Annotated in this window: 7 protein-coding genes; 2 read left to right on the top strand and 5 right to left on the bottom strand. The window is 40.1% G+C overall.

The features are described 5' to 3' along the window. Positions 1 to 553: 553 nt before the first annotated feature. The 4 genes from JK188_RS15635 to JK188_RS17880 all read right to left on the bottom strand — a co-directional run bounded on the left by JK188_RS15635 (position 554) and on the right by JK188_RS17880 (position 3,237). Positions 554 to 1,003 (bottom strand): hypothetical protein, encoded by a 450-nt coding sequence (locus tag JK188_RS15635; protein ID WP_108478872.1) that lies wholly within the window; start codon positions 1,001 to 1,003, stop codon positions 554 to 556. Further along, positions 990 to 1,904, bottom strand: coding sequence for a PAAR domain-containing protein (locus JK188_RS18025; RefSeq protein ID WP_336431247.1), 915 nt, complete (start codon positions 1,902 to 1,904; stop codon positions 990 to 992). The genes JK188_RS15635 and JK188_RS18025 overlap by 14 nt, the downstream gene beginning before the upstream one ends. Positions 1,905 to 2,002: 98 nt before the next feature. Continuing rightward, positions 2,003 to 2,404 (bottom strand): (deoxy)nucleoside triphosphate pyrophosphohydrolase, encoded by a 402-nt coding sequence (locus JK188_RS15620; RefSeq protein ID WP_211886906.1) that lies wholly within the window; start codon positions 2,402 to 2,404, stop codon positions 2,003 to 2,005. Beyond that, the gene (locus JK188_RS17880) at positions 2,401 to 3,237 is read right to left on the bottom strand and encodes an HNH endonuclease (protein WP_211886908.1); all 837 of its coding nucleotides are present in this window, start codon (positions 3,235 to 3,237) and stop codon (positions 2,401 to 2,403) included. Before JK188_RS17880 ends, JK188_RS15620 begins: the two co-directional genes overlap by 4 nt. 498 nt (positions 3,238 to 3,735) lie before the next feature. On the opposite strand from JK188_RS17880, the gene JK188_RS15610 reads away from it, so the two are divergent. Beyond that, the gene (locus JK188_RS15610; RefSeq protein WP_211886910.1) at positions 3,736 to 4,728 is read left to right on the top strand and encodes a YeeE/YedE family protein; all 993 of its coding nucleotides are present in this window, start codon (positions 3,736 to 3,738) and stop codon (positions 4,726 to 4,728) included. An 8-nt stretch (positions 4,729 to 4,736) separates the two neighbouring features. Beyond that, complete coding sequence (locus JK188_RS15605) at positions 4,737 to 6,113, top strand: rhodanese-like domain-containing protein (RefSeq protein ID WP_211886912.1); 1,377 nt, start codon at positions 4,737 to 4,739, stop codon at positions 6,111 to 6,113. 90 nt (positions 6,114 to 6,203) lie between these two features. Here the strand turns inward: JK188_RS15605 and JK188_RS15600 are convergent. Then, positions 6,204 to 7,267 (bottom strand): autotransporter outer membrane beta-barrel domain-containing protein (locus JK188_RS15600; RefSeq protein ID WP_211888668.1); only part of this gene is annotated, 1,064 nt, incomplete at its 5' end.

The following is a 7,267-nucleotide window of genomic DNA, read 5'->3' as shown; positions in this document are numbered from 1 at the left end:
ATTCATTGCTTTCGGATACAGCCTGAAAAAAAACTCATGAACCATTTCAAGGTAATAAAATAAAATACCTAAAGATAATGAGATATAGGATATTTTAGTAGGCATCTTATATCACTGAAGCCCATGTTTTTTTTCTAATTTACGAAGTAAGAAACTAAAAGTGTAATCTGTTAGTGGTATTAACCACACACCATAGATTATGTAGGATACTATAAAAATAGCTTCAAACTCACCGTAGCTACTGAGTTTTCTATAAAATTTAACACTGGGAATGTAATTTGTATAGAGCCATGTCATGACAGATAGTAAATATGGCAGCAGTAAAAATGTAATATGTTTATTAATTGTTTTATGGAAGAACAAAAGAATGGACATAAAAATTGCTAAGCCAATAAATACAAACGTTAACATTTCTAAGTTCTGATGGATTAAGGCAAAATTATCAACTTGTCGAAAAAACGTAAAAAAAACTTGTTTTACCATTGTTAGGTAGAAAACAAGAATGCCTAAGCAAAACGCTATATAGTTATTAGAACCCTTAATTAAGTTAAATTTAGTTTTCATTACATTGTTTTATGAGTTTACGGAAAGAAAAATCCGCAGGGTATGCAATCAATGGGATTAACCAAACACCATGCATTATATATTGAGTAATAAATAGCGCTCCCCAAACACCCGTTGTTGTTCCTAGTTTCTTTCCCAAATCAGGATCAGGTAGAATGTTGATGTAATACCAAGAGATGATTGATAGAAAATAGGGCAGAATAATAAATATAAAATGCTTATTCGGAAATTTTCTTATACAAAGCATAATGAGCAAGACAATTAAGGTAATACATAGCATATCCGTGAGTAAGCTTAAATGATCATCATATTGCCAAAATCGTCCTGGTTTAGGGAATATTTTAAAAAAAATACCTTTAACGGATTCAAGATAGAAAAAGATAATGCCTAGACAGTAAGCAATGTAGGATGCGATATTTCTCTTTTTAATAAGCGCCATTTAGCTTCCACCATTCTCGGCTTGGAAAATATAGATCCATCAATTCACTTTTGAAAGTACTTGGCCATCTCATGTATGCAACAGTTGGTAGCTTACTGAATATACCTCCACTTGCCCTCAAAGCTTCAGATATTTTTGCAGCACAGAAACCAGGAAAAACACCTCCCATCTCATCTATGATTTGTATTAAATGGTCGGCTTGTTTTTTCGGTATAGTAAATTGAACTATAGAGACATTTGGCCCACTTGCAAGGTGATAGAATAAATAATCATTCCACTCCCACATTGGATAAGGAAATTGGTCATTCGATCCCCTATGAGTTGGTGCGCCATCTTCACAGCGTCGATTATAGCAGCCTGTATATGAGCCTCCTGGATCATAAAGTATGGCGTCTTCTCCATCACCAATAATAAGCCCGATATGTCCTTCCCAGTCTATAGCTATCATCACATAGATATTAATTGGATCTTTTATAAATGCTTCGTTGATAGGTGAATTTGAGGTGATTACTGGTACATTGTGAGTATTATTAAAAACATTATTAACAGTTGATGATGGCTTAGGTGTTGTTATTAACTGCTTTTGTTCAATTTCAACGAAAGATCTTGCTTGGGCTGGCTCATCATCTTTACTGTAGCAATCAGTGATGGAGTTTATTAGCCTTGCTTTGCATGGGCAGGAGCTAAAGCTATCCAGTGTTCCTGCCATCATTCGACCATTACCCCATACATTGCTAACGCCACCAAGTATGTTGTATGTCCCAGAATGCTTTCCGCAGGTAACCAGATCGCCTTGACGTGCAGCGGATCTTCCATGAAATATAAAGGTATTGTCACCAGTTAAAATCTGACCGCCACACGTTGTTTTATCACCTACTCGCAAAAAATAGCCTATTGCCATGTTTATCACCATTCCTTTGGTTAACTTAAGTGAAATGAGATTGTTGATTATCAATCGGCAATTAACAAGCTATTTTTTATGATTCGGAATAAATACACTCAAAATGTTGCTAAGAGTGTTTCTACCGCAGGAATATCAGCGGATGCCCAATCTACATCCTTTAACTTTTCTTTAGAAAGCCAGCGAGAATCAATATGTTCTGTAAGTTCTACCGTTCTATTTGGTAATTCAATTACAAAGCAATGCATTGTGATATCAAAGTCAGGGTAGCTATGTTCGATAGTTAATAAAAACGTTGGGTCGGTAACTGTAATTTTTAACTCTTCATTTAGTTCTCGAATAATTGCAGCGACAAGTGTTTCACCGACTTCTACTTTGCCGCCAGGGAACTCCCATTTATGGCTAATATAATCTAGCTTCGAGAAGCCCCTTTGCACGGCTAGAAACTTATCTTCATTTTTCAGCACAGCAGCGACGACTTCAATATGCTTCCTGATCATTGGTTGTTCGCTTCTAATAATTCTTTATTTCGGTTTTTTAGAGTCTCAATATCTTCGTCATTATTAACGATATGCATTTTCTTGTGGCAGTTAGGGCATAGGGCTACGGTATTTTCACATGTATCATCACCACCTTTGGAAAGCCAAACGATATGATGTGTTTCCAGATAAGGCTCGCCTTTAGTATTTTTAAACGGAGCGGGTTGAAGACAAAGCTGACATTGTCCTTTCGCTAATCTTTTAGCCAACTCAGCGACCCAAATATTTCTCTCATAATTTGTCGATTGCTGCTGATAACAAGTCGCTACTTTTCCACTTCCAGTGGCTAATTTTTGAAGCTCCTCGATAGATAATTTTTTTGCTTTGTGAGTTCTAATATTATCTATGTTGTCTCGATCTTTTTGCTGAACTTGCCGTTCGCCTGAAACTAGTGTCAACGGGAAGATATATACTTTTCTAAGCTTTCCTTGCTCATCAGGTTGTGTTTCTTGATATGGAGCGCCGTCAAGAACAACTTCACCCATATAGGTGTACTCTTGGTCTTTAAATACCTCAAATAGGTGAATGGAAACTCCGTTATTTCCTGATTCTGCCAAAGTTTTATTTTGTTGGAAGCTTAGGCTTTGATCACCTTTAGTACCCATGCCGGTATAATGAAGTACATTGTTGGACCATCGGTCATCGTAGATAGATTTGATGTGATTTGAGATAATAATTAAAGTATTTGTTTTGTGTGCACGACGCATACCGCCTTGGGGGCTACATCCAAATATTTCACAGAGCTCTGCGTTGTTAAGTTTTGTGCCTATTTTTAGATCATTATATTTATACACAATATTTTTTACTCCCTTCTTAGCATATTCAGAATTAACAAATCTTGAATAATTACTAGCTCAATTAACTTTCATACTTTACAGGTGATAGTTGAGCATTGGAATAATGTGTATGTTTAATTTTGCAGAATATCTTAACGCCTTTGGGTATATGAAAAGCTTTTTCCTTTCAAAGTTATTGTAACTGTATTATCGGGTTTAAATTAAGGTGAATACTCTATTTATAAATAGAGGTTCATAAGTAGAGACCCTAGTCCCTTGATTGAAATCGCGTTGGCTGAAATATCACCGATCTGTACTTTTCCCTTCTAAAATTGATGCAAAACAAGTTAACAAGCTTCAACCATATTCATTAAGCGCTATCATAGGAAAATCTGTGAAGTATTAAAATATCGCGCTAAGACGACTCTCTCAAGCTCGTTATTGATTCTTCTGATTTCTAAAATAACTACTGAGAAATACCTATGCAGCTTATTACGTTACCACAGGGGCTAGTCCATGATTAGTGGCTTATTTATTGGTCTACTTTTTGGCGCGCTACTCCAGTCAGGACAATTTTGCTTTGTTTCTGGCTTCAGAAATATTGTTTATCAGAGAAATACGCGTTTTCTTACGGCACTATTGATTGCTATCTCTATTCAAGCGATTGGCTTTTTTGCTTTGCAATCAATGGGGCTGATAACGATGCCAGAAGGCACATTACCCGTTACTGCCACAATCATCGGTGGCTTTTTATTTGGTGTAGGCATGGTATTAGCGGGGTGCTGCGGTAGTGGGGCTTGGTTCCGCTCTGGTGAAGGGTTAACAGGAACATGGCTCACATTATTTGCGTTTATTGTCACGATGGCATCCGCTTGGAAAGGAAGTTTAAAGCATTGGATTGACCCGTTATTAACCCACCCAGCACAGATTGATACCATCGATAAAACATTGAACATCTCTCCGTGGTATCTGGTTGCGATATTAATTATCGTCACGATTGGCTTACTGATTTATCAGCATCGCCACCCGCGCTATTCACCTCCGCCATTAGGAAAATATAAGCAATTGCCCCTTAACTTAACAGCGGTATTTATTGGGATCCTCGGGATTATTGCTTGGTATTTGAGTGCGGAAAGTGGACGTAATTTTGGTTTTGGGATCTCAGTGCCTTCTGCGAATGTGGTTCAATATCTCGTCACTGGTCAGCAGCGTTACCTTAATTGGGGAACCTTATTTGTTATTGGTATTTTGGCAGGCTCCATGATCAGCGCCAAGCTCCGAGGTGAGTTTGCATTAACATTGCCCCCTGACGGGAAAACGGTTGTGAAACGCCTAATGGGTGGAGTTGTGATGGGAATAGGGGCAACACTAGCGGGAGGATGCACCGTCACTAACTCACTGGTGGCAACCGCCTATTTCTCTTGGCAGGGGTGGATCTCAACATTTATGGTGATGGCCGGTGTTTGGCTCACAAGTTATTTCATCAGACCGACACAGTGCAGAATATAGGAAAAAAAATGAAGGCAAAATTAGCCATTTTATTATTATCGGTTTGGTTGTCGGGCTGTGGTCAGACCGTAGTAAAAGATATTAGTATTGATGAGTTATCGAAGAATCTAAATAATCCAGATTATCTTATTATCGATACCCGACCAGATAGCCTATTTTTTGGTTTTAAAGATAAAGACGCTGCGCGTGGTGGTCATATACAAGGCGCTATGCAATTTACGACGGGCTGGCTGGACTTTATTGATGAAGATAAGTTTACTCACTTCGTGGAAGAAAAAGGAATTACCAAAGAAAAAACACTGGTTTTCTATGATAGCAATCTCGATGATTTAGAGCGTGTCACCGCGGAATTTGCGGCTAAAGGTTATAAGGTACTCGCATTTAAAGAGTTCATTAAATATGCCAATGCAGATTATCCAATGGATAAATATCCCAATTATTGGATGAGTGTTTCACCAAGTTGGATTAATGCAGCGCTGAAGGGAGAAAAACCAGAAAGCTATACCAGTGACCAAAAGCCTGTCATTTTTGAAGTCTCTTGGGGGGATGCGGAGCAGTCAAAATCGTATTCTACTCATATTAAAGGTGCCTACCATTTTAATACCGACTGGATTGAAAATGGACCAGTATGGAATCTATCCGAACCGGATGTGATTGAACATAACCTATTGAAAAATGGCATCCGTAAGGATACGCCAGTGGTGGTTTATTCTGAAAATCAGATGGCAGCATTACGCGTATTATGGGCATTAAAATGGGCGGGTGTGGAAGATGTCCGCTTTCTTAATGGCGGTTTAAATGTCTGGGTTGATGCGGAGCTACCAACAGAAACCGTGATGAATATACCTGTACCGATTACGGATTTTGGTACCGCTATTCCGGCAAATCCTCAGGTCAACATTTCTATGCCTGCGGAAGCAATACAAGCCCAACAAGCGGGATTAAAGCTAATCAGTAATCGTACTTGGGATGAATATACTGGGAAAATTACGGGATATGATTATATTCCACGTAAAGGCGAGCCTGCTGGGGCTATCTGGGGATTCGGCGGTAAAAACGCGAACGATATGTCTGACTATTATGATCCTGACGGCACGTTACGTAACCCAGAAGAGATATTTGCCCTTTGGAAAACGCAAGGCATTGAGCCATCAGACCACGTTGCTTTTTATTGTGGTACAGGGTGGAGAGCCAGTGTTTCATGGTTTATGACTCAAATGGCGGGATGGGAAAATAGCCAGATTTATGATGGTGGCTGGAATGCATGGCAAATGGATCCTGAATTACCGGTGCTCAATAATGCGCAGAGTAAAATCACCAAGCCAAGCGCATTGAATGACTTTGGCGAAATCGTGAAAAAGCCGGGACAATCTTGTAAAAGCTAATCAGGTCTCTGGTTACACACACAAATGAAAGCGGCTTGCATTCACACAGATACAAGCCGCCTTTTTATATGCTACAAATACGAAATTAAACTAGTACATATACTTAATGCCAAACACCGCTTGAGTATCACTGTAGCCGGAATCGCCGAGCTGCTGAGAAACGTTCCCCCACAAGTTCAAGTTCGAGTTAATCTGGCCTTCAATACCGATTTTTACTTCCCCAATATTGCGGGTGCCGGCAACATTAAACTGCTCGCCATTCATCTTCACGCCATACTGTTTGCTGTTATAAATCCAGTTAGTTTCGACAAACGGCTCAAAGTTACGACCTTTACCTTCATCAATGGCATTGTGGCCATGTAGGTAAGCCCGTAATCCCAGGCGCGTACGAATATTGTTCTCTCCGCTGCTACTGACGAGGGTGCCATTCGCTTCGGTATGGTCATTCGCTTTCACACCTTGCCACGTCACTTGTGCTTTAGGTTGCAGATAGAAAGTATTGACCATCTCATTGGTGGTGTATTCCCCCATTTTGAAGGTATAACCGGACTCTACAGAAGCCGTCATGCCTCGGGATTTATATTTCTCGGTGGCAAGTTGATGACCGTTAACCTCATGATCAAACCAGTTATACTGCGCCCAAGTATCGACATACAACCCAGACTTATCAGCTTCATTCGCATACCAAGTACCGTACAGCCCTACGCTGTAACCACTTGTATTACCTTTGGAATCATAGCCATTACGGTGGTTTTTGGTTTTGCTGTTCTGGTGAGCGTATCCTGCCATCACACCTACATGATAACGATTAAGCCCATCGGTCGACCAATCGGCAACATCGCCACCTAATTGGATAACGTAACGGTTATCCCGTGTATTGAGTGGCCCTTGCGCCACTTGGGAACGATTAAAGCCACCCACATTGCGTAACCACATCGAGGTTACTTTGGTTTCGCCCGTTAACGCATCGGTGTACTGAGTCTCGCCCAAACGGTCATGCAGTCGCAGATCAAATAGGGTATTGGCCGCTTGCATATTACTGATGTAAGTCCCCACTTCTGGCCGAGGTGGTGGTTTAACAGGGTCAACAGGTTTAACGGGGTCAACAGGGTCAACAGGGTCAACAGGGTCAACAGGGTCAACAGGGTCAACAG

It is taken from the genome of Providencia sp. JGM181 (assembly GCF_018257375.1).
Classification (GTDB): Bacteria; Pseudomonadota; Gammaproteobacteria; order Enterobacterales; family Enterobacteriaceae; genus Providencia; species Providencia lanzhouensis.
Note: the sequence above shows the minus strand (reverse complement) of the source record. Positions and strands in the feature narration are given on the sequence as shown.